We start from the raw sequence: 22,672 nt of genomic DNA, 5'->3' as shown, positions 1-22,672 counted from the left end.
AACGTTAATAGAGTCCGGTTTCCATGCCGTAGCCTTCAATCTTTTGCTTGACTCTGTTCAAAAAGCGGCCGCACACTAGACCGTCCAACACCCGGTGATCCAAGGAAAGACAAATGTTCATCATATCGCGGACGGCAATCATGTTATTTATGACGATCGGACGTTTTACGATGGCTTCGACACTTAAGATGGCCACTTGTGGAGGATTGATGATTGGGGCTGAAAGAACGGAGCCGAAAGAGCCAGTGTTATTAACGGTAAACGTTCCGCCGGTAATATCCTCCAGCGCTAACCTGCCCTCCCTTGCCTTCTTGACCAATTCGTCTACGGCTTTGGCAAGACCGAAAATGCTTTTTTGGTCGGCGTCCTTAATGACCGGTACGAATAACGCTTGATCGGTGGCGACGGCCATCGAGAGATGAACTGCTTTTTTGACGATCATGTGATCGCCTGCCCACTGCGCATTTAAGATGGGGAATTCCTTCAGGGCTCCTACAACCGACTTGATAAAGAATGGCAAGTAAGTTAAATGGATTCCTTCTTTTTGCTTAAACTCCTCTTTGATCCGGTCCCGATAACGTACCAGATTGGTGACATCGCATTCGACCATAAGCCAGGCGTGGGGGATCTCCTGCTTGCTCTTTACCATTCGTTCGGCAATCGTTCTGCGGATGGCGGTAACCGGGATCGTCTCGTCGGTTTGATTTAACGGAGAATGGACGGCAGACAGGGCCTCAACCGAAACGGACGGCTGCGGAATGTCGCGGGCCGATTGTACCGGTTGGGGCGGCTTAGACGGAGACGGAGGTTCTGCTTTTGGAACGGGAGCGGCTGCGGCCTGCCTCTTTCCTTGTAAGATGTCCAAGATGTCTTTTCTGGTGATGCGTCCGGCAGCGCCTGATCCTTCCATACGGGAAAGATCCAGGTTATTTTCTTGCGCCAATTTAAGCACGGCCGGCGAATAGCGCGGGCTCATGGCTGCTTGCGTGATCACATCATCGGCTCCTTGATCTTGAGCGGCGGCTGACGTCTTGGATTCAACCGGCGTGATCGCTTGCTCTTCCACCGCAATACGGCAGATCAAAGTTCCTACGGCTACCGTTTCGCCTTCTTGAACGACAATTTCGGATACCGTACCGCTGAAAGTCGAAGGAACCTCCGCGTTCACTTTATCTGTAATCACTTCGCATACGGGATCGTATTTTTTGATTTTATCCCCGATGTTGACGAGCCACTTGGAGATGGTTCCTTCCGTTACACTTTCCCCTAACTGGGGCATAATGATTTTCTCGGCCATATTCTCCTCCCGATCGGATCAAAATTCGGCCAATGCTTTCATGGCCTGATATACTTTATCCGGATTGAGCATGAAGAATTTCTCCATTGGCTTACTATATGGCATAGCGGGGACGTCCGGACCGCACAGGCGTTTGATCGGGGCATCCAATTCAAAAAGGCATTCCTCTGCGAGCACAGCTGCAACTTCCGCCCCAACGCCTCCCTCTTTGTTGTCTTCATGAATAATTAACACTTTACCGGTTTTACGGGCAGCCTCTACAATCGATTCCTTATCGAGAGGATAGAGGGTACGCAAATCCAGAATGTGAGCGCTGTATCCTTCCCGGGAAAGCTTATCTGCCGCTTCCAACGCAAAATGCAAGGTAAGTCCGTAAGAAATAACCGTGAGATCTTCTCCTTGCCGCTTAATATCTGACTTCCCGATGGGAACCAGGTAATCCGAGTCCGGCACTTCTCCTTTGATCGATCGATAGCATCGCTTATGTTCAAAGAAAAGAACGGGATCTTCATCGCGGATCGCTGCTTTTAACAGTCCTTTGGCATCATAAGGCGTGGAAGGCGTAACTACTTTTAAACCGGGAATGTTGCAAAACATGGCTTCGACGCTTTGCGAATGATAGAGCGCGCCGTGAACTCCTCCTCCGTAAGGAGCGCGAACGACCAAGGGACAGCTCCAATCTCCGTTCGAGCGGTATCTCATTTTGGCGGCTTCATTCACAATTTGGTTTACGGCAGGCATGATATACTCGGCAAACTGAATTTCGGCTACAGGCCTCAATCCATAAGCGGCTGCCCCAACCGATACACCTGCAATGGCCGCTTCCGATAGCGGCGTATCGATCACCCGTTGTTCCCCAAATTCCTCATAAAAGCCTTGGGTAACCCGAAACACGCCCCCGCGTACTCCGACGTCTTCTCCTAATACGAATACTCTCGGATCTCGCTGCATTTCCTCTCGAAGAGCTTGGCTCACTGCATCAACATAGGAAATCACGGCCATTTTTCACTCCCCCTATTCTGCATAAACGTGCTTAAGGGCGTCTTCCGGAGCCGAATCCGGAGCATTCTCCGCATATTCCGTGGCCTCATCGACTTCCATGAGCATCCGGTCATGGATTTCCTTCTCTTGAGGTTCGTCCAATATCCCCAAATCTTTAAGATAATGGCCGAAGGATACGAGCGGATCGTTCTTCCTGGCTTCTTCCACTTCTTCACGGGAACGGTAGGTTCGATCATCGTCATCGCTTGAATGAGGAACTAAACGATAGACGACCACCTCGATAAGCGTCGGCCCTTCTCCTCTTTTTGCCCGATCGGCCGCCTCTTTCGTGACCTTATATACTTCCAAGGGATCATTGCCATCCACGCTGATGCCGGGAAACCCGTAACCTTTTGCCCGATCCGCGATACTTTCACAAGCCGCCTGCTTGGAATAGGGTACAGAAATGGCATACTTGTTATTCTCGCAAAAGAAAATGACAGGAAGCTTGTGCACCCCGGCAAAGTTCGCCGCTTCGTGAAACTCCCCTTGATTGCTGGCCCCTTCCCCGAAGGCCGTTAACACGACAAGTTTTTCCCCTTCAATTCTTCCAGATAAAGCGATTCCAACAGCATGCGGCACTTGACTTGTTACGACGCTGGACCCCGAAAGAATATTTAGTCGTTTACTCCCATAATGCCCTGGCATTTGGCGTCCGCCGCTGTTCGGATCTCCCGCCTTGGCAAAGGCGGAAAGCATCAATTCCTTTGCCGTCATCCCGAAAACAATGACCATTCCCATGTCCCGATAATACGGACAAAGAAAATCTTTCGTTCGATCCAATGCATGAGCCGCTCCCACCTGCGCCGCTTCATGGCCTTGGCAAGAAACGAGAAAAGGGATCTTTCCCGCACGATTCAGAAGCCACATCCGTTCATCTACTTTTCGCGCCAAAACCATATGCTGATACATTTGAAGAACCTGTTGATCCGATAACCCTAATGCTTGGTGCCGGTTCTTGACTTGACCGTTTCCGGTTTCATTCATATCGTATCCCTCCGACAATGGTGCCGCAGCATATTGCGGTTAAGCTTTAGTTTACATATCATCATTCCAAGCGTGAAATATATATTGTGCATAGAAACTATGCAAAAAAAATATAGTCACATTACCCACCCTATGTTATTGCACGAAGTCTTGTCTGAGATTCATTTTTTAGATTACATAATAATTATTATGTAAACTTACATATTAAGAAGTATTCATAAATACCACTAATGTTCAATCAAAAAAAAGGAAATACTCTCACAAGTATTTCCGATAGGAGTCAATAATGCGTTCGTAATGGTCCCCGTACTTTTCCGTCAGCTCCTTGCTGAAATCCCGCTCAATCTGTTCCATAACGACGTCATGATAGAACGTATTTTGCAACAATTCAACAAGCGAGGGATGGTCGGTTTCCAGGACCGTAGGTCTCAGCCCTTGCCCAAAACTGCCAAGCAGGGTCGAGCGGGAATCGCAAAGCATGGAGAATTTTCTGGCAACCGCGTTGTTCCAATCGTCGCTTCTTTTATGTACCAGAACATTCTTCAGCCGCGTATGGCATTCGCCGATTGAGATCAGCGTGACGGCGAGGCCGCGCTTCTCCGCTTCTATCAACGGTTCTTCCACCCAGTGAATATCTTCAGACCAAATATCGACGATAATGCTTTTGTCCGCATTCGATATCAAACGCCGAATCGCCGTTTCAATTGCTTTTTCCCCTTGCCAGCTATAGAAGGACGGCGAAGTCCGTGGGGGCGAGTGCAACTGTTCCAGAAGCAATCTCGTCGTTTGTTCAAATTCCGAATGCAGCAATCGAACAACCTGCTGAATAGGCACGGCATCATACAGAACAGGTTCGGTTTCGATCACCCGGCACATGCCCTTGTCAGTCAATGAACGAAGCGCAGCATATACATTTGTGCGGGAAACCGAAACTTTTTTGGCTACCTCATATCCGGATATTTTCGGCTCCTCATGAAGCACCATGTAACATCTTGCCTCCAGATCCGACAATCCGATCTTGCGAAGCTCGTCAATCAATGGGTTACCTCCCTTCTGAATGAATTTATAAGTATTTTAAAATACTACTACCATTTGTTGTAAAAGTCAACATGCCATGCTTCCAACAAACGTCAGGGTCCCTAAGTGACCGTTATGCTCTTTTCATTCCTGTCTTCAATGCAGATACCACCGTTACGACCCGTCTGGCTTGATGTTTAACCGCCTCCAATCCTTTGGCTTCGAAATTACCGCTTTGATCTACCGTTATGCTTGCACCATACGGATTCCCTCCCGCTTCGATGACCGAGGGATCGGTGAAGCCCGGGGCTACGATAATCGCCCCCCAATGATACATGCTCGTGTACAGTGACAACAGCGTCGCTTCCTGCCCTCCATGCGGATTACTGGCGCTCGTCATGGCCGATACGACTTTATTGGTCAGCTTCCCTTGCGCCCATAGCGAGCCTGACGTATCCAGAAATTACTTCAATTGCGATGAGACCGCGCCGAACCGGGTGGGTGTACTGAAGATAATCGCATCTGCCCAGCCGATGTCATTTAATATTTTCCACTTGTTTTTCCTCCTGTTATTTAAGCTGAAAGGTTTTACTTGCCTTGCAAAGAGTCAAGCGTATTCTGCAAATGAATCGGATTGAAATATTCCCAATATTCCCTCCACAACGTAATCCGTCCGTCGTTGACGTGCAGCAAGCTGATATAGGATTGCGTATATTTATATCCGTTCTGCTTTACAATGCCTCTGCCATCCATTTCGGCGACAACGATTTCTTGTTCCTCTTTGCCTTCACCGGCCGCGTAAACACGAATGTTGAAAATGTCCCATGACGAATAGATCCCATGTTCTTTGCCGATAAACTGATCCAGCAACTGAATCAGACTTTCTTTGCCCTGGACACGATCGCCCTGAAGTCCAAACGGCATCTCATAGACAATATCGTTCGTCATCAATGCCCCCATCCCCGCGATATCCTGTTTTGCTTCCAGTTCTAAAAATTGTCCTACGATCCTTGCAACTTCCATTGCCCTTCCCTCTTTCTTCGATTTTTTTGTACTCACATTCCAAGTATAGCGTCCCCTTGGCCTTGGAATATTGAATGGAATGCGCAGATTTTGGTCAAAAATCGCCATAAAAAAACGCCGGGCAGCAGTTGATTGCACTGCCGCCGGCGGTTCGGGCTAAACGTTATCCTGTCATTTCATAAAGCAGACGCATACTTCACTGGAGTCAATCCGGTCACTCTTTTAAATAACTTGGTGAAGTGGGCCTGGTCGGAGAATCCGACTTGAGCGGCAATCTCCTTCATACTCATGTTCCCGCAGCGAATGAGCTGCTCGGAACGCTCGATCCGCAGATGAATCAAATATTGATGAGGCGTCACGCCTGTTGCTTCTTGAAGGTATAACCCAATTCGTTTTTTGAGTTCTTCCTTTGACTTGACTCGAATATGTCGAAGCACGTGTTTGGTCATTTTGGCAAAGAAACTCTCGATCACATTCAGCCAGGAGCCATGTTTAGGCGTGAACACAAAATCAAATCGATCCGGTACAGACGCTAAATAAGCCTCGGTCTCCTTGGATGTGTGTGCAGAATTTAACTTATATATTCAATTGTGTAACAATATTTCCAAGACAAAACAAGGAGATGGTATTCATGGGTTCAGTTCATGTCTGGAAGTCCGAATTGTACGACAACAAGCTCGGTTGTGTATCGGAATTTGGTAAGGGCGTAGTTGAACTTTTAAATCCCAACAACGGGGAACGTATTCTCGACTTAGGTTGCGGTACTGGGGATTTAGCATATGAAATCGAAAAAACCGGAGCCGCCGTAACTGGGATGGATTTGTCCAACGCAATGTATAGAGAAGGCGCAAACGAAATATCCGGATATTCATTTTATCGTCGGCAATGCTGAGAATTTTACATTCGAAGAACCGTTCGATACCGTATTTTCTAATGCGGCGTTACATTGGATGATGAATGCCGAGAACGTATTGTCATGTGTATGGAACAGCTTGAATCCAAATGGAAGATTTGTCGCTGAATTTGGCGGAAAAGGCAATTTGAAACGATCATTAAGGCGATTGGCGAAGTATTGTCCGAAGATTATGGTATGGATGCCACACCTTTGAATCCCTGTTACTTCCCAAGTATCGCTGAATATAGCACTTTATTGGAAAGCGAACGACGCAATGCATTTGAGAAATTGCCGCGAAAGCCAAAAAAGATTTATTTCATGACGGTGAGTGGTATTTGGATTATAAAAGATTGAGAATATTGGCAATTAAATGGTAATCTTCGCTTATTTCTTATGGAATGTTTATCGCAAACTCTTGCGGTCTATTTGAACGTAGATGAACTGCACCCCAATTGCTAACATCATCTAACAGTTGGAGGTACAGTTCACATTACTTATTAATGGTTACGCAGTGTGCTCCGACAACAAGCGGGATACGCCTAACAGCACCGATGCGTCCGGATCTTCAGCCACCGCAATCCGCACTTTGCCCCAAGGAGTCCAGGCATTTTTGCAGACGCGTTCGCTCAGCAAGGGCACTATGTGATCTTTGGATTTCATAAGCCCCCCGCTCAAAATGACGACTTCAGGATCGTAAGCATGGATCAAGTTGACAATGCCCGCGCTCCAGTGCGAGATTAAGTGCTCCAACAGGTCAGTTGCAGCCTGATCTCCGGAGAGCGCCTCTTCCAGAACGGCCAGATAGCTCAGTTGAGTCAATTGGGAAAGCCGGCTTTGCGAGTAATGCGGGTGCTGCCTGGCCGCTTGGTTTAAGGCCCAATGGCCCGCTTGAGCTTCCAGACAGCCTATGTTCCCGCAATTGCATAAGCTTCCGTGTATATCCGTACTGAGGTGACCGCCCAAAATTCCCGCTTGGTAATGGCGCCCATGCAAAATCTTGCCGTTCATCATGGCTGCGGTTCCGATTCCCGTTCCGAACGTCATGAGAACCGCATCCGTTTCCCGCTGGGCTACTCCATAGGCGGTCTCGCCGATTAGCGCCGAGCGGGCGTCGTTTTCCATCACGAACGGAAGTTGGAAGGTGTCCGCGATCCATGCCTGAAACGAAAATCCGACGGCATCGGAGTATTTGTCGTTGATCGAGACAATCGTTCGATTCACGGTATCTACTAGCCCCGGCGTGGCTATTCCAATTCCCTCGCAGTCGGCGATCGACAATCGGTGACAGGCGAGCAGTTCGCGGACAGCCGCCGCAACGGCAGGAAGGCGCGGAATCAACCCTTTTGAGGAGTGAGCAGGCAGCGTTCGCAATGCGTGAACTTTCCCTTCGTGAACGAGCCCGATCTTGATCCTAGTTCCTCCGAAGTCTATCGCAATATTCATACTGCTCCCTATCCTCCTTAGCTTTAGCGAAATTCTTTATCTGACGAACGCCTTGATCGTGCCCAACGTTTGCCCGGCACATCGCTCGCTCGGACGAATTGTGTATTCGCCTGCCGCCGCAGGAACAATAAAGGTTTCCGCATACCTGACTACGAACGGTTCGAAGGCTCCTGTCGGACTTTCCACAATGGCTTCCTCTCCCTCGACCAAATTCAGCATTTGAACGCCGCCATTCGTGTGGTGAGGCGTGACGGCCTCAAACCAGTGCCGCCGCGTTTCAATGAATTGCAGCTCGTGCAATCCGGTTCGCTCTTCCACCCAGCCGTCGCCCTCGCCAACCTGGACGACAGTATTCACCAACTCACGCTGCACCATTTCGGTCGTGCAGTTCCACTGAATATTACGTCGGCCATGCTCCAGATGAATAGGGCGCGGTCTGCCGTCCAGACCTAGCCGGTCCCAGTCCCACAGTTTAAAGGTAAATATATACGGCGTGGCGCTGATCTCCAACACCATGCAGTTCGTTTCGGAACAATGAACCGTTCCCGCCGGAATCAGGAAATGATCGTGCTTCTTGGCGGCGAACCGGTTCACATACTGTTCGGCGGGAAAGGAGAAGCCGCCTTGCTGAGCCCGCTCCAGATCGGCCATCATCGCATCCGGATTTATGTTCTCTCTCAGCCCTAAACAAACCGCCGCACCGGGAATGGCATCGAGGATATAGTAGCTCTCGTCCTGCGTATAGGCCATACCGAACGTTTTTTGGATATAATCGGTAACGGGATGAACCTGGAGGCTCAAATTCCCCCCTCCGATGGTGTCAAGAAAGTCGAAACGAATTGGAAACTCCGCGCCGAACCGGGCATACACCCGCTCCCCCAGCAGACGCTTCGGTTCGAAGAACACCAGGTTGATGGACGGGATCTCCACCCGGATCGAACCGTAGGTCAAATATAAGCTGTTCTCTTCCGGAACTCCGTCGAATCCCCATGCGTAAGGGTGTTCCCGAGGCTCCAACCCGATCTTCGATTCCAACCACTGACCACCCCATACGCCGGGGTCGAAATAGGGGACTAACCGGAACGGGCGGCTGACCGTCTGCCTAAACCCGTGGAACAGCGCATCCTTGGTCAGCAGCTTCGGATCGTCCTTGGCGTTAGTATCCAGATAGTAATCGGCTTGAGGAAGAACGGTTCGCTTGAAGCGGTCTGCAGCCCTCCACTCGATGAAAAAGCCTCGTTTATATTTGCGGAGCATATCCTCGGCCTGGTTATCCGCCAGCCAATTGCCGAACTCCCCGCTTCGGTAGCGCTGTTGAATTTCCCATCGGGCCATGTCGGCGTATACCAGCAAGTCGCCTTTCGTGATGAAAGCAGCTCCTGTTCCGATAACGATAACCGTCCCCTTCGAAACACTCTGTATGTCTTGACGAAGCTGCTGCACGAGGTCGGGATCATAGAAGTCCTCAACTCCGAAGGGGGCCATATAGCCAAAAACCCGATCGTCGCTTAAGAACCGTCCGATCATGGCGTCGATCTGGCTGGCTTTTTTGGCGGCTTGCTCCGCCATAACCACCTTCACCGGATTCAAGAAAGGCTTCATACCTTCAACAATCTCTGTTACCCTTACGCCGGGGTAACATTCAATGACAAGCACGAGCCTGCCTTTTCCTTCTCCGTTCGTTAAAAGCTCTTTCGCGACAGCTTCATAGCCACGCCAAGCCTCCTGGTCGCATCCCCTGATTTCGATATGCGGCTCTTTGTCATACATCGTTGATGTTCGTCTCATAGTATCCGCTCCTTAAGCCCTGTAGCTTATAACTCGTTGATTGGATAGTCTGCATTGCGCGATAGCCTTCTCCGGAGTGCTCAAGTCATGGCCCCAATGAACCGAATACCGGAACTCGTAAAACCCTCCCAACGTCGCTTTGAAATTCGTCTCCCAGAAATTGTTCAGTATCCATGCGTACACCGCTTTTGGTTTATTAAGCTCTTGCTGGCCGTGCAGTTTCCGATCCCCGAATGCAAGCGGTCCTAGTTGGATTAAAGGGGAATCCGGTGTGGCGATAGCCAAACCTTGATTCTGACCGATCCAACCGATTCCGTCTTGGATGCAATAGAAATCGAGGCCCGTACCGGGAAGCTGGTCGATTCCCGGCCGCATGAGCGCACCCGCTTTCTCCAGCCAGAGCTGGGCGTGCGGAATGGAAAGCGGCAACGGAATGTACACATTCTCAGGTTCCCAGACACTGTCTTTATGCAGGCGTATCGTTACATCTACTCTCGGCTCATGGGCATACACCGTCAGCCGTACCGTATAGTGGCTCATCCCTGCCACTTCGTACTCCTGCTCGATCGTAACCCATAGCGGACCGCGCTCCGCTTCATACGCGCGAACAAGCCGGCCAACGTGTCTCTGCACGTTCATGCCCTTCCGGTTCCGTCCCATTCGGGTACGCGTCTGGCGGATCAGCCCCCGATCCTTCACAGGCGTCACCTCGTAGACGGGAGCAAAAACCGCGTGAGGCGCCTCAGGATCAATCAGCTCGATTCCTGACCGTTTGTCCTTCCAAGAGACGATGCCTTTTCCCGCCTCCCACGCGATCAGGACATGTGCGCTTTCAACGGAGGTTTCGGTCACGCGGAAAGGCACATCTTCCGCCGGTTCCGGGCGAAAATCGCGAATATCCTTCACTCCATCCGAGCCTGTCAAGGAAACATTCGAGGTTGTCTTCCCTTCCTTGGCCGCACAAGGAACAATAAGGAACCTTTTTTCCTCTGCTGCCTTCAATGTGACCGGGATGGACACCTCAGTCCCCCGGCTGACTTGGCTTACCTGATGGACGATGACGTCCGTCCGGCCTTCCTCCCTGACCTCCAAGCCCTCCTGAATCAAGGGAAGCTCCCAATAATCCAGGTACATCCTGGCGATGACCCGGATGTCGTGCGGGAACGGATTGACGACCTTGAAGCGCAATGGCCGGCCCGGGGCGAGCATCACTTCGCCTTTGGCTTCCAATATGGCATCGATCGCGCTATGGACAAGCCGGCTGGCATTGGCCGCATAGGCTTCCTTGCGGGCGCCGAGCGATTGCACCAAAGGATTCCACGGTTCGGAGATGGAATGAGAATACCCCCAAGTATGCTCTGCATACAGCGTAAGCTGTTCCTCCATCTCCCGAACCGCGAATTCGGGAATCATGCGGTTGTCTGGATCCAACAGAGCGAGCATGCGGAAATTGCGTTGAGCATCCCGGAACAGCTGCGTGTGCGCAGCCGTCGACGCAACGCCGTCCGACCACCAGTCCGGCCAGTCTCCGCGGTGGACGGGAATTTCAACATCCGTCCGCTTCCTGACCTTGGCGAATAGATCCGATAAAGTCGTCATACGAATCGTTACCGAATCCCCATGCACCTCATTCCATTGCTGGAACAGGTCCATAATGGAACCGTTAGGAGGAGCGTTATCCACGATAAGCCCTGATAGCGCAATCGGTGCAAAATCGTAAGGATACCCTTCCTCCTCCAACCGGTTCAAATAGCGCATAATGCGCGTCTCCATGATCTCCCAATGATTGCTCGCGATAGGCGGAGTGCGAAACTCGTCGCGAATGATGTAGGAATGTATCGCATTCAGCGCCAGCCCGAGGTCGTTGCCAAGATGATAATGGTCGCCGTTCCATACAAGCAGCCGTTCGCCGCCGGGGGTTTCCCACCAAAACGGCGTCTGCTTTTGTCCGAGCGGGTACATGCCGTGGTGAGTATGGATGCAGGATAGCAAGTTCTGTATCCCGGCATCCAGTAAACATTGCGCGAAGCCCCAGCTATAGCCGTTGATATCCGCCGTCATGGCAGAGTCCAGCGTAACGCCGATGGATTTGGCGTAATCCGTGGAGCGCTTGATCATTCGAGTCAACAGGTCCGCATCGATCAGCTCGGTCATGTTCAGATACGTACCCGACAACGAGATGTCTCCGGACTGAACCCATTCACGGAACGCCTGCTCCTCTTGTTCGGTTGCCTGAGCGAGAAAACGTTCCACAGGCCAAAACGTTTCGCAAGTCCATTTGAAGCCTTCCCAACCGCTTTTCTCGCCCGACCGGATGCTGTTTAGAATTTGAATCGCTTGTTTTATAAAATGAACGTGGTACCGCTCGATCTTCTCTTGACGTTCGGTGTACCCGATATCGGTATGGGAATGATGAATAATGTCCAATGTCCATTTGCGGGTCGGCTTCCTCATCTGTGAACACAGCTCCTTCTCATGCAATTTTCCGTTATTCCTTCACGCTTCCCATGACAAGTCCGGTCATGAAATATTTTTGCAAAAACGGATAGACCGCCATAATCGGCAGCGCGCCGATAAAAATTTGCGCCGCCCGTGTCGTCCGATCCGAAATCTCCGCTAAAGTCTTCACATCCTCGGCCCGCATGTTAGCGAAATCGTGTTGAATGATCGCCGTCTGCAAATAAGTGGCAAGCGGGTAATGGCTGGGCGAATTCATGAGCATAAGGCCGTCGAACCAGGAATTCCAATGGTTAACGATGGTGAACAGCGAGATCGTCGCAATGGCGGGCAAGGATAACGGGAGATATATTTTCCAGAGCGTCGTCCAATGGCTTCCCCCATCAATGAAACACGACTCCTCCAGTTCTTTGGGCAATCCTCGGAAGAAATTAAGCACCAAAATGACGTTAAACACGGTAACCGCTCCCGGTATGACCAGCGCCCATATCGTATCCAACAAGTTCGTGTACTTGATCGTTAAATACCATGGAATTAATCCGCCGCTGAATAAGATCGTAATGACAAAATACCAGGCGTAAAACGTTCTCATCCGGAAATCCTTCACTTCTTTGGACAGCGCGTAGCCGAGCGTTACCGTCAAAAACATGCTAATGCCGGTTCCCAGTATGACCCGCTCTATGGAGATCAGAAACGACCCCAGAAAGTCTTTTTTCTTCAAAATAAACTCATACGATTTCAGCGAGAAATCGACCGGCCATAATTTGACCAACCCGGCCGCGGCAGCGCTGCTCGAGCTGAACGAAACGGCAACGACCTGGATAATAGGCAAAATACACAGCAAAGAGAGCGCAATCAGAAATATGGTATTGCCCATATCGAATAGTCTCCGTGTGACGGAGGCATGTCGCATCATCGGGTCAACCTCCTGTTCCAGCTAAGCTAAAAAATTCGATAATTCGCAAACCGGTACGCCAGCCAATAAGAGACCGAGATCAGAATAAAGGAAACGAACGATTTGAGCAATCCAATCGCGGTTGCCGGACCATATTGGGCATCCGAAACGCCGATGCGGTAGATCAGCGTATCCAGAATATCCCCGCTCTCGTACACCTGCGGACTGTATAAATTAAATACTTGGTCGAAGCCCGCATTCAATACGTTGCCCAAGCTGAGCGTGGCCATCAGGGCGATGATCGGAACCATCCCCGGGAGCGTAATATGCAACGTTTGCTTCCAGCGGTTGGCGCCGTCTATGATGGCCGCTTCATATAAAGACGGATTGATGCTTGTCAGCGCGGCCAAGTATACAATCGTGCCGAACCCGAATTCTTTCCACGTATCTGTCAATACGAGCGTAATGGGAAACCACCGATTGTCGCCGAGGAAGTAGATGGGCTGCATCCCCAACCATCCGAGAGCTTGATTGACAATACCGTCCTGGAGAGACAGGACATCGATGAGAATGCCGGCAAGGATAACCCACGAAAGGAAATACGGGAAATAAATTAAAGTTTGAACGCTCCGTTTGACGATCGTGAGGCGGACTTCATTCAGCAGCAGAGCAATAAGGATCGGTACGACATTGCCCATGATTATTTTCATGGTCGCGATATAGACGGTATTCCATATAATGCGAAACGTATTCGGCATTTCCAGAACATAGTTCAGATTCGCCAGCCCTGTCCATTCCGAACCCCAAAATCCTTGGGTCGGTTTGAAATTCTGGAACGCAATAATATTGCCGTACATCGGAATATAGCAGTAGATCAGCACAATGATGAGGCTGGGAAATACTAATATATGAAGCGGCAGCTCGCGCCGCCATTTCGCGGTTTTCATCTACCATCCCACCGTCCGGTCATAAAATGTCCCCGCAAAGTGAAGCTTTAAACTCGGAAGTTCGTCAGGTGCTTTGCGGGGAGAGGGAAAAGCGTGGAACGCATCTTTACCCTTATTCTTTGCGACGTGTTACTTTTTGGAGTTTGCAGCCCAATCGTTAACTTCCTTCGTAATTTGGTCGCCGCCGGATTTTTTCCAGTTTTCTACAAATTTATCGAATTCGTCTAACGATGCGCCCAGGATAATTTTCGTGATCATTTCTTTCTCCAGGTTCAACAATGTCGACCATTTCAAAGTCATCGTATCCGTCTGCAAACTTGAGCGATATTCATTCGTATACAACAGATTATTTTGTTTATAATGATTCAGGACGGCGAAGGAGGAGTCTGTCGGACCTGCTTGCCGAACCGTCGCCCACTTCGTTTGGTCGCCATTCTTATATGCCTGATAAGCGTCGAAGTCCGCTTTTTGCTCACCGTTCATTGCGGATGGATCATTCGTTTCGATCGCTTTTTTCAACGCCTCATAGCGCCCGGGAACATCCTTATCCGGCGGGAAGCCATACACGAACGGCCACTTGAACGCTTCCAAACGATCCTTCGTCACACCCCAAGTGTTCCAATCGCCCGTTTTCCCGAAAAACTTTTCGAAATTCGCATTAAACATTTTGACGACCACTTCGGGATGCTTGAAATTTTTATTCACAACATAGTAGGTGCTGATCGGGAAGCCAACAGCCGGCCGCGCCGGTTTATCGTCAATCGAAGGGATCGGATACGCTTTCCAGTCCATCTCCGGATTTCGCTTACGCGCATCGTCGAACGGATAATATGGGTTCGAATTGGCCCCGAACGTAATGCCCAGCTTGTTTTGTCCGAGCAGCTCCGCTTCCTTGGCCGCGTCCTTGGCGCCGAATTCCTTGTCGATCAACCCGGATTTATACAGCTCCTGCAGTTTCGCGAGGGCCGGCTTCATCTCTTTTTGGATGCCTCCGTATACGAGTTGACCGGCATTATCTTTAATCCACATGCCGTTCGGATACGCATGATACCCGTTGAAGAAACCGAGCAAATCGGCGAAACCGTCGTAAATGTTCTTGTTCGCGGCCAATCCGATGACGCCTTTGCCGCCATCGCCGTTCGGATCTTTGGTGGCGAATGCTTCCATAATCGCGAACAAATCCTGCATCGTTTTGGGTTCGTGCAGATTCAGCTTCTTCATCCAATCCGATCGAATCCAAACTACATTGGCATTGGTGATGTTTCCGTTAAACCCCGGGATCGCCAGCAGCTTGCCGTTGATCGTTGCGGAGCTCATAGCCATACCGCCATCCTGCTTGGCCACGTCCTTCGTGTAAGGGGTGGCGAATTTCTCGAACGCTTCCGTCAGATCTGCCAGCTTCCCGTCCTCCGCCAGCTGTTTGAACTGTTTGGAGTTCACAGCCACAATATCCGGCAGCTGCCCGGAAGCGATCATGAGGTTCAGCTTTTTGTTGTAGGCGCTCTCATTTCCCCCTGAATTGTCCGCGACCCAATCATAAGTCAGATTGATACCGTACTCTTCCTTGTACGTCTTCGCCCAAAGGTTATTGCTAATGTCCTCTCCCTGCGGGAACTTGAAGCTTCCGTTAATTCCGCGTACTGCCCTGACGTCAATCGGAGGGCTGTATTTCCCGAGCGGACCCGCGGCAGCTGCTGCTGCCGATGGATTCTTGCTATCGGTTGAAGACGGACTGTTCGCAGGCGAATTGCCTGAATTGCTGCAAGCCGCAGTGAGCAGGGCGACACTCGAGAAGCAACCAACGACAGCAGATGCATACTTTCGATTGTTCAAAACCAACTTCCCCCTTGTTGTAAAATGATTGCGATGCTCCGTTCCTCTGTATTATAGGAGGAAAAATCGGGCGCTATCTACTGACGGCTTTATACTTGTCGTGACCGATATTTACTTTTGCAGCTCGCGATAATCCTGCGGGGTTAAGTTCGTCATCGACTTAAAGAAGCGGTAAAACGATCGCTCGGACAAGAAACCGACCCGCTCGGAAATTTCGTTTATCCGGACGCCGGGCTGTCTTAACAGCTCCTTGGACTTCTGCAGCCTGGCTTGCTTGATCGTCTCCGTAAGCGCCTCCCCTGTATGATGCTTGTACAGTCTCGACAAATACGATGGATTGAGCGACACAATATCGCTTAGACGCGTCAAGGACAGGTCATCGTTCAAATTTTTGCCTATATAGCTCTTGATCCTCGCAATAACGTCATTTTCCGAGTTCGTCTGCCCCTCATATCGATGAGCAAATATGACCTCCGCCAATTCGCGCAAATAGTCAAACGCCGAGCTCCAGTGGCTATGGGCTTGCATCTTCGTCAATTTATCCAAATCCATTTGCTCGGCTGCCATGCGGCGAACGGAATTGTAATTCAGAATGGAGATATAAATCGCGACCAGCGTGTAGTACCACTCCGTTCTGGCTTTTTCCGTCTGCTCGTCTGAAGCGGATAGCAAGGCGGTCATCGCATCGAAAGAAGCGAAGTAGGCTTCGCGCCGTCCGGACTCCAGATCGTTTTTCAGGTCGATCCACAGATAGGTCTGCAAGGGGCTTTTGACCTGCTCAAGTTGGCCATGTTCCGTCTCATAAGCCTGGTCGGTCAATAATAGCTCTTCGCCCAAACCAAGCCCGTAGCCGAACATACGCTTGATCATGATGAAACGGGCAGGTAATTCCGCCCACTCGCAGCATCGGCTGGCAGAGATAAGAGAAAGCTTGATCTTGAGCAGTTGCCTGCACGTCTTTTGGAGCTGCTCCAATGTGCCTTGAACGAACCGATACGTCTGCTCCCAACCATGTTCGGCATCCGTTTTCGGTTGGATCAGCCAAACCATGCGGAACCGTTCGTAATCCGTGAAAGCTACACGGGTCGAAGCACCTAGCAATTCCTCCGAAATATTATGCACCGCATAAAGGATCAACGCCCGGTCGAATGCGTTCAGGTTCTCGGTCCATTCATCGATACGGCCTACAACCAATAGCACCGGATTTGAGGGTTGGAGGGAAATGGACATCTGGGCAAACTGACGATCCATGCTGCCGAGCGCATAGGATTCTCCTTGAAGAAGATCGCGAAGATATTCTTTTTGAATGTAAGGCAGCGCCCGCTGCAGCAGCTGTGTTGTTTTCTGAAGCGCGCTTTGCATTTCCATCTCTTCATCCAGCTTCGCGATGGCTTTCTTGACGGATTCGAGAATCACCTTGTCCGTTTCCGTCTTAAGAACGTAATCGAACGACCCGTTTCTCATCGCTTCGTGGATGTAGGTGAATTCGTTGTAACCGGTTAGAAAAATAACGTTGCAGCGAGGCCAATACTCTATAATTCGCTGCTGCAGTTGAAGCCCGGATAACCCGGGCATTTGAATGTCAGATAGCACAATATCAATCTTCGTTTGCTCAAGCCATTCAATCGCCTCCAGCACGTCGTAGGCTCGGTACACCTCCAGCTCCATGTCGGTTTGCTCTTGAAACAAATCGGCCATCCCGTCCACAATCATATCTTCGTCGTCAATGATCAGCAATCGATACATTCGGCTCCTCCTCTTTCATCGGAATGCAAATCTCGGTTCGTAACCCGCCAAGCGAGCTGCGGCTGACCAGCACGCCGGCATCGTTTCCGAACATGAGCTGCAGACGCCGATGCACATTGATCAAACCCGTCGTCTCCATTTGTTCATCGCGTGCATTCAATTTGGCATGAAGCCTATTCAACTGCTCGTCCGTCAATTCTTCGCCGTTGTCTTCAACCGCGATACAGATCAGTCCCCGCTTGACGGCAAAGGAAACCCGGATGATGCCATCCTTAATCTTATTCGGCAGGCCGTATTGGAGGGCATTCTCAAGCAGCGGCTGAATGATGAGCCTCGGTACGTGCACAGATCCATACGGCCCCGGCTCGCCGATATAATCGGTTCGCAGCCTCCTGCTGAAACGGGCCATCTGAATGTCCGTATACGTACGGGCGTGCAGCCATTCCGCTTCCAGCGGTACCGCGTCATCCGCATTTCTAGTGATGTATTGAAAATAATTGCCGAGATGCTCGACAAAGCGAATGGCGTTCTTGTTGTCATCCGCCGCTATCATGCGCTTCAGGACAAAAAAGCTATTGTATAAAAAATGCGGATTGATCTGCGATTGCAGTTGCTTCAGCTCTGCGCGTTGGCTGCGAATCTTCTGTTCATACACTTCCTGGATGAGCGTATTCAGTCGGCTGAGCATGGCATTGAATTGCCGGTACAAGTAGCCGAATTCAAATGCCGTCTGATGAGGGATCGAGATGTCCATGTAGCCGTTCTCCACACGACGAAACGCGGATACGAGCACGCGCAGGGGTTTATGGAGCATCCTGTAAATCCAATAAGAGAATAAAATAATGACAGCGACCGAGAATATGGACAGCACGATCAGCATGACGAAGTAGTGACTGATGGGATAAAGAATTTGTTCCTCCGGCACGTAAACCAGAAGCGTTGCATCTAGTATTTCGGATGGTTCATAGGTGACGAGATAAAACCGATTATCAATCTCGAAGCGGCCGCTGCCTGCCTTTTGATCGTTGGCCTGGTTCTCCCACAGCTTCTTTAGTTGTTGAATAAGCGCGGGGTCTCTCTCTCCCTGGTCGGAAGCGATATGCCAGTCTTGATCTTTTGCGAATAGGACGGCCCCTCCTTCCGCTGTATGCGGAATTTGCTTAAGTACGTTTCTCAGACTTTGCACAGGGATTTCCACCTTAATGATCGAAGTCGGCGATTGCGCGGCGTTAAGACCCAAAGGGAACAGGCTGCCCATGAGAAGGCGGTCGCCCAACATCGTAAAAGGCGACAGCGTGTTGTATTGTACAGAGCGAATCTCCCTAATTTCCTCATCCGGGATGGGTTTCTCTTCGTAACCGCTTCCATGAATCGTAATGCCCATCGAGGGGATGTATAGCTTCGAGCTCGCAATATATTGGCTGGAGTTATTCAAGAGAAACAGCTTGCTCTCCAGCCGATTCGTCATAGTAAAACGTTCATAGGTGGGGATGTTCGTATACAAAGTACTAAGCATGGACAAATCCGCATCGTTGATAAACTCCCGCATGGATTTGATCACCCTGCTCAATTCGGCTTCAAACGAGGATAAGTAGAAATGAACCCGGGATTGCATCGATTTCGTAATTTCCTCCCGGACGCTTGCCGCACCGGACAAGCTGATATACAGACTTAATGTGTACATGGGGATAATGGACAGCAAGAAGGCTAGAACCAGGTTGAGATAAATCGACGATTGCCTCAGACGCACTTCTTCTCTCCTCCAGTAGTTCCGCGTAATAAACGGATTCGTAAGATGTATTATCCGAACATTATAAGGTTAAGCGAGGTATACAGCAACTGACGAATTTTGCTTCTTTGATGACTGATGTTTACGTGCTGAGGGATGGGGTGGCGGTCAGGCCTTGAATTTAAAAAGCTGGCTCCGTTTAGGGCCAGCTTTTTGTTTAATACTCGATTTGCATTTCTTAAAGTCGACTTATAAACCAGCTGTTCGTCATAAAATCTATATTCCAGCAAATAACCTTTGCTTATGAGTCCCATTCCTCGCGCGATCTCTTCACTTCGTCTAGTAGTAAGATCCTGAAATAACGAAACATTAAGCTATACTTCAATGCCGTACTTCCAACGAAAGGGTACGGGGTTCTCAAGGACTTTCTATGGGTAAAAGAAGGGCGTCGTTGGGACAACTCCAATCCGTTAGCGGATGCTGGGGTAACTAATCGACAACAATTTCCAAAAAAAGCGGTTAAAACTCATTCTATGCAACTGAGAAAGATGCATTCTTTCATACCCTTTTGGGAAAAATACTCATTATATTCAAGATAAGGCAGGCTAAAAATTTGCTGTGGATCATAATGGGATTACTTCTGCTATTTATCATTCAGATTGCACTGATTGTCATCATCGAACACCATCGTCCTCAAAAAGCTATTGCGTGGACTATCATTCAGTTTTTTTTCCCACTCATCGGAATTCCGTTGTATTTTTTTATCGCGAAAAAATATTCCTCCCGACCGAAATATACAAGTACACATTTGGAACGAATCAAGACGGACTTGTTGGCTCATTGCAGGAAGCGGGCTGCGGAAGAAACGCTAAATGAATCGATTGGGCATCAGAAAGGTCTGCTTGCTTCACTCCAAAACATACCGTCTGCCCCAATCACCGTTCACAATGAGACAAGCGTATTCCCTGATGGCGCTCACGCCTTTGAAGCCATGTTGGAAGCGATGAGCGCGGCAAGGGACCATATCCACATCGAGTTTTACATTGTCCGCGATGACCATATCGGCACTCGCTTTCAGCAATTGATGATTGAAAAAGCAAAACAAGGGGTCGAGGTACGCCTTCTTTATGACGGGATCGGCAGCCATCAATTGAAAGAGAAGTATTTGACACAACTGCATGACGCCGGTGTCGAGACGGGATGCTTTTCCCCCTTATGGAGGGCATTCATCGACAGGCGCCTCAATTACCGCAATCATCGAAAAATCTTGGTCGTCGACGGAAAAATTTGCTTCTTCGGCGGCTTGAATATTGGGGACGAATATCTGGGGAAAGACTCGAATCTTGGGTTCTGGCGCGATACTCACCTAAGCGTGAAAGGCGATGCGGTGCTATGGCTCCAGTATACATTTGTAACCGATTGGTTCTATGTCAAAGGAGCAGCATTAACCGGATCCAATTATTTTCCAATGGCCGGTTCATCGGGGAGAGAGATGGTGCAAATCATTAAAAGCGGCCCGGATGGGCATAGAGATACGATACTGGAAGTGTTTTTCTCTTGCATCGTTTCGGCAAGGGAACGGATCTATATGGAGACGCCTTATTTTATTCCCGATCCGAGCATTTTGATGGCCTTAAAGACGGCTGCGACGAGCGGAGTTGACGTTCGTATCATTATTCCGGCGGTTTCCGACTCCAAAATTGTGCAATGGGCGACTTTATCCTTTGTCCAAGAGCTGCTTGAGGCGGGAGTTCGTTTTTTTCAGTATGACAAAGGGTTCATTCATGCCAAAGTGATGATTGTCGATGACTTGGCTTGCTGCGGCACGGCTAATATGGATATGCGCAGCTTTTATGACCAATTCGAAGTCCATGCCGTTTTTTTTGACCGCAAGGTCGTTCATCGCTTCGAGGAAGATTTCGAGCGGGACTTACAGGCAAGTTCGGAGATCTTGCTCGCGGAATTCCGTAAACGGCATGTAATCCAGAAAATAAAAGAGTCTCTTGCCCGGGCGCTCTCGCCGTTATTTTGATGCAAGCAGGAGGCCTGCTCTTGTCGTCATCTTTCGCAGGCCCCTAAAACAAGGGGGAAAGCAGACGGGCAAACGTTTCTTTGCATTTTTGCAATTTCGACCGTCTCTCAAACTGTGGCAGCAGAATTTGCCGGCTCGCGCCCAGATCCCTGACAAAATCGCGAACCAAACGGTCCACGATTCTCCCGTCAAAAAAGACAGCTCCAAGTTCAAATTGGCCGCAAAAGCTGCGAATGTCCATGTTCGCGGAGCCGGAGAACGCCAAATCATCGGCTATAATGACCTTCGCATGGATGAACCCTTTCTCGTAGAAATAAAAGCGGCCCCCCGACTGCAACAATTCTTTTACGTAGGACAACGATGCCCAATGCACAATTTGGTGATCGGGGACGGCAGGCAAGATGATACGGACGTCAATTTTGCCGGCAGCGGCTGTTTTCAGTGCAAACAATAAGCCGGGGTCCGGTACGAAGTACGGCGTTGCGATATAAATTCTTTTCTTGGCCGAAACGATGCAGGAAAAAATAAGCTCAAGCATGCTTGTTTCGTCCGGTCCGCTTTTGACGATCTGCACCCGTTCGTTCCCTTTCTTTTCCTGAACCGGGTAGTAGTCCGGATCGCTCAAGAGCTCTCCTTTGATAAGAAACCAATCGATCAAAAACGTATATTGGATCCATAATACGGCATCGCCCTCGATGCGAAAATGCGTATCCCGCCAATAACCCACTTTTGAATCTTTTCCAACATATTCATCCCCTATGTTTAAACCGCCGAAATACCCGATCTTCCCGTCTACGACGATGATTTTCCGGTGATTGCGGAAGTTGATGTGCCTATTGACTAAAGAGAGTAATGGAGGAAAAAAACATTGGACCTTCACACCGGCATCCTTAAGGCGGTGGATATAAGACTTTCGCAACCGGTGGCAGCCGATTCCGTCATACAACAGCCGCACGTTCACCCCTTCCTGCGCCTTACGGATCAGCAGCTGCTGAAAACGAATTCCGAGTTGGTCGTCACGAATGATGTAAGATTCGATATGAATATGGCGCTTGGCCATCGCAATATCTTTCAACATGTCTTCAAAGGCCTGCGTCCCTTCCGCGTACACAATCGTTTCGTTACCGGCCGTAACGGGGATTGCCGCCGCGTTTTCCAGCATCGCATGCACCCTGTCTTTAGGCTTGACGTTGAGCCGCCTTCCCTGCTTCGTTTCACACCCGCAACGGTCAGACAGTTCTTCTTTGATTTGCTCCAGTAGCATCCGGTCTTCCCGGTTCATGAGACGCTTGCACGCGTATTCTTTGCCGACAAAAAAATAGAGCAGGAACCCCAGCGGCGGACACAGAAACAGAATGACTATCCATGTGACCGCTTTATACGGACGCGAAAATTCAAAGATGACGACCGCTGCGATTTGAATAATGAACAGGATGAGGGCCAAAATGATCCAGACCATGATCGGTTCACCTCCCTTTGTAAAGGGTGTCGCAAATTTATCCATGTTATTCGCTGCATTACGAACAACCGGAAAAGGCTCCT

17 protein-coding genes and 3 pseudogenes are annotated in these 22,672 nt (G+C 49.8%); 3 read left to right on the top strand and 17 right to left on the bottom strand.

Annotation, left to right across the window (positions count from 1 at the left end; genetic code table 11):
* Positions 1–4: 4 nt before the first annotated feature.
* The 8 genes and pseudogenes from QJ48_RS04685 to QJ48_RS38010 all read right to left on the bottom strand — a co-directional run.
* A complete protein-coding gene (locus tag QJ48_RS04685; protein WP_054972485.1) occupies positions 5–1,297 on the bottom strand; it encodes a dihydrolipoamide acetyltransferase family protein in 1,293 nt (430 codons plus the stop codon).
* An 18-nt stretch (positions 1,298–1,315) separates the two neighbouring features.
* Positions 1,316–2,299, bottom strand: a complete 984-nt coding sequence (locus QJ48_RS04680) for an alpha-ketoacid dehydrogenase subunit beta (protein ID WP_054972484.1) — start codon at positions 2,297–2,299, stop codon at positions 1,316–1,318.
* Positions 2,300–2,311: 12 nt separating this feature from the next.
* On the bottom strand, positions 2,312–3,325 hold the full coding sequence (locus tag QJ48_RS04675) for a thiamine pyrophosphate-dependent dehydrogenase E1 component subunit alpha (protein ID WP_054972483.1): 1,014 nt from the start codon (positions 3,323–3,325) through the stop codon (positions 2,312–2,314).
* A gap of 258 nt (positions 3,326–3,583) precedes the next feature.
* Entirely contained in the window at positions 3,584–4,363 is a 780-nt protein-coding gene (locus QJ48_RS04670; RefSeq protein ID WP_054972482.1) for a TrmB family transcriptional regulator, read from the bottom strand.
* Positions 4,364–4,475: 112 nt separating this feature from the next.
* Positions 4,476–4,883: pseudogene (locus QJ48_RS04665) on the bottom strand (NAD(P)H-dependent oxidoreductase); the annotation flags it as partial.
* A gap of 47 nt (positions 4,884–4,930) precedes the next feature.
* Entirely contained in the window at positions 4,931–5,365 is a 435-nt protein-coding gene (locus tag QJ48_RS04660) for a nuclear transport factor 2 family protein (RefSeq protein WP_054972480.1), read from the bottom strand.
* A 176-nt stretch (positions 5,366–5,541) separates the two neighbouring features.
* Positions 5,542–5,730, bottom strand: a pseudogene (locus QJ48_RS36630) (helix-turn-helix domain-containing protein); the annotation flags it as partial.
* Positions 5,731–5,751: 21 nt separating this feature from the next.
* Positions 5,752–5,937: pseudogene (locus tag QJ48_RS38010) on the bottom strand (transposase); the annotation flags it as partial.
* 59 nt (positions 5,938–5,996) lie between these two features.
* Here QJ48_RS38010 and QJ48_RS39340 point away from each other — a divergent pair.
* Positions 5,997–6,257 (top strand): methyltransferase domain-containing protein, encoded by a 261-nt coding sequence (locus QJ48_RS39340; RefSeq protein ID WP_054972478.1) that lies wholly within the window; start codon positions 5,997–5,999, stop codon positions 6,255–6,257.
* Entirely contained in the window at positions 6,175–6,474 is a 300-nt protein-coding gene (locus tag QJ48_RS39335; protein WP_337589616.1) for a methyltransferase domain-containing protein, read from the top strand. The genes QJ48_RS39340 and QJ48_RS39335 overlap by 83 nt, the downstream gene beginning before the upstream one ends.
* Positions 6,475–6,764: 290 nt before the next feature.
* Here the strand turns inward: QJ48_RS39335 and QJ48_RS04645 are convergent, their stop codons facing one another.
* The 8 genes from QJ48_RS04645 to QJ48_RS04610 all read right to left on the bottom strand — a co-directional run bounded on the left by QJ48_RS04645 (position 6,765) and on the right by QJ48_RS04610 (position 19,119).
* Positions 6,765–7,703 (bottom strand): ROK family protein, encoded by a 939-nt coding sequence (locus QJ48_RS04645; RefSeq protein ID WP_054972477.1) that lies wholly within the window; start codon positions 7,701–7,703, stop codon positions 6,765–6,767.
* A 36-nt stretch (positions 7,704–7,739) separates the two neighbouring features.
* Positions 7,740–9,473 carry a class I mannose-6-phosphate isomerase gene (locus QJ48_RS04640; RefSeq protein WP_202813824.1) on the bottom strand — a complete coding sequence of 578 codons (1,734 nt, stop codon included), beginning with the start codon at positions 9,471–9,473 and terminating at the stop codon, positions 7,740–7,742.
* A gap of 30 nt (positions 9,474–9,503) precedes the next feature.
* The gene (locus QJ48_RS04635) at positions 9,504–11,945 is read right to left on the bottom strand and encodes a glycoside hydrolase (RefSeq protein WP_054972475.1); all 2,442 of its coding nucleotides are present in this window, start codon (positions 11,943–11,945) and stop codon (positions 9,504–9,506) included.
* Between the two features lie 34 nt (positions 11,946–11,979).
* Entirely contained in the window at positions 11,980–12,864 is an 885-nt protein-coding gene (locus QJ48_RS04630) for a carbohydrate ABC transporter permease (RefSeq protein ID WP_193394400.1), read from the bottom strand.
* A 26-nt stretch (positions 12,865–12,890) separates the two neighbouring features.
* A complete protein-coding gene (locus tag QJ48_RS04625) occupies positions 12,891–13,790 on the bottom strand; it encodes a sugar ABC transporter permease (protein ID WP_054972474.1) in 900 nt (299 codons plus the stop codon).
* Between the two features lie 129 nt (positions 13,791–13,919).
* Positions 13,920–15,623, bottom strand: a complete 1,704-nt coding sequence (locus QJ48_RS04620; RefSeq protein ID WP_054972473.1) for an extracellular solute-binding protein — start codon at positions 15,621–15,623, stop codon at positions 13,920–13,922.
* A gap of 111 nt (positions 15,624–15,734) precedes the next feature.
* Entirely contained in the window at positions 15,735–17,369 is a 1,635-nt protein-coding gene (locus QJ48_RS04615; protein WP_054972472.1) for a response regulator, read from the bottom strand.
* Positions 17,347–19,119 (bottom strand): sensor histidine kinase, encoded by a 1,773-nt coding sequence (locus QJ48_RS04610; protein WP_054972471.1) that lies wholly within the window; start codon positions 19,117–19,119, stop codon positions 17,347–17,349. Before QJ48_RS04610 ends, QJ48_RS04615 begins: the two co-directional genes overlap by 23 nt.
* A gap of 592 nt (positions 19,120–19,711) precedes the next feature.
* On the opposite strand from QJ48_RS04610, the gene cls (QJ48_RS04605) reads away from it, so the two are divergent.
* Positions 19,712–21,130, top strand: coding sequence for a cardiolipin synthase (cls, locus tag QJ48_RS04605; RefSeq protein ID WP_054972470.1), 1,419 nt, complete (start codon positions 19,712–19,714; stop codon positions 21,128–21,130).
* Between the two features lie 43 nt (positions 21,131–21,173).
* Here cls (QJ48_RS04605) and cls (QJ48_RS04600) read toward each other — a convergent pair whose 3' ends face one another.
* Complete coding sequence (gene cls / locus QJ48_RS04600) at positions 21,174–22,589, bottom strand: cardiolipin synthase (RefSeq protein ID WP_054972469.1); 1,416 nt, start codon at positions 22,587–22,589, stop codon at positions 21,174–21,176.
* Positions 22,590–22,672 lie beyond the last annotated feature (83 nt).

The sequence above is a fragment of the Paenibacillus sp. A3 genome, from assembly GCF_001399685.1.
Taxonomy (GTDB): Bacteria; Bacillota; Bacilli; order Paenibacillales; family NBRC-103111; genus Paenibacillus_G.
This window is presented reverse-complemented; position numbering and strand designations above follow the sequence as displayed.